At 46.8% G+C, this 1,348-nt stretch carries 1 protein-coding gene; it reads left to right on the top strand.

The genetic code is table 11. The features are described from left to right. The first annotated feature begins 436 nt into the window (after nucleotides 1–436). Complete coding sequence (locus KDK15_RS02560) at nucleotides 437–1,240, top strand: caspase family protein (protein WP_257293803.1); 804 nt, start codon at nucleotides 437–439, stop codon at nucleotides 1,238–1,240. Nucleotides 1,241–1,348: the final 108 nt, after the last annotated feature.

The raw sequence follows: 1,348 nt of genomic DNA, 5'->3' as shown, positions 1-1,348 counted from the left end.
CCCTCGACCGCCGGAATCACAATCCGGAGCTCTGCCAACTGAGCTACGCCCACCATCAATATCTGAATCAGGGAAAAAACCTCATCCCTCATCAGACGCGGCTGATTATAAGGAACGCTGTTCAGCTTGCAAGTATGACCCGTTCTTTTTTTCTGCGATTTACCACTATATTTCAATGATCGTCTGCTAATCTAAGTAACTTTACTCATCACTTCTCAAGGTTTTACGCATGAGGCATACCATGCTCACTTCCTGTATAGCTCGAATTCAGCAGTCTGTTTTCAGCACGATCACGTGGCTCATCTGTCTGTCATTAATACTGCTATCGCCACTAGAAGCCTACTGTTCTTCCAATTCAAACTTACGTATTAATCAGACCGTTTGTTATGACAACCAGTGTCCACTGGACACTGACTTCTATTTTGAGTTTGAAAATATGCATCTGATCAAGGGACTGTTTACCGGGCAAAACTACGATCAGATAGCGGAAGTACCAACATTAGGTGGTTGCCGCAATGATGCCTGGAACTTTTTTAACTGGGCCTCTACCAGCAAGGGCATCCCGGCAACGTCCCTGAAGGTGCAAACTGATCGACTTGGCCCACTCAACAAATCCACCGTCCTCTCGGAAATTGAACGTTTGGCAGAGCAAACCCATAGCGAAGCCGGACCTCATCGAATAATGATCAGTTTCAGCGGGCATGGTACCCGTAGACCGGATACCAGTGGTGATGAGTTAGATCATATGGATGAACTCATGGTCTGTGGTCGCGATATTATTTCGGATGATGAGCTTCATCACGCCTTCAAACGCTTTCATAACAGCACAAGGCTGCTGGTATTTGTTGACACCTGCCACTCCGGCACTATGTTTGACCTGCCCTATCGGTATGTATACAACACACTGCATCCGGATATTGTCGAAGAGATTGATACAGGAAGGGACAGGGACATTCCAGCCTATATGATGGTGATATCCGCCAGCCGCGACAGAGAAACTGCAGCCGATGCTTTTTTACCAAGCCTTGGTAGTATCGCCTGGAGCAGACAGGGGGACTTTAGCAACCGAATGATCAAGACATTGAAAGAGGTGTATTACCATAACCTCTATGTGAGGAATATTCCAGCTCTGCTTCTTGACCAGAAACTGCATGCCCAGAACAGTTACAACCCGAATCAACATGCCGTTCTTTCAACCAATTTTCGTCCGGACAAAGACCTGAAGTTGTTTGGCTGGTAGCAGTCCCTTAACAGACAACTATTACTAGGAGGCTGTCCGAGAATAGACTGCCATGCTGCGGCGACAGCAAATTGGTCTAAAAATCCGCTTTTGTTCGGCAAATAGCCC

The sequence above is a fragment of the Endozoicomonas sp. YOMI1 genome, from assembly GCF_024606345.1.
GTDB lineage: Bacteria > Pseudomonadota > Gammaproteobacteria > Pseudomonadales > Endozoicomonadaceae > Endozoicomonas.
Note: the sequence above shows the minus strand (reverse complement) of the source record. Positions and strands in the feature narration are given on the sequence as shown.

What these genes read in the sequence shown, in the direction of transcription:
- KDK15_RS02560 (WP_257293803.1), top strand. Translation starts at nt 437, where the DNA reads ATGCATCTGATCAAGGGACTGTTTACCGGGCAAAACTACGATCAGATA.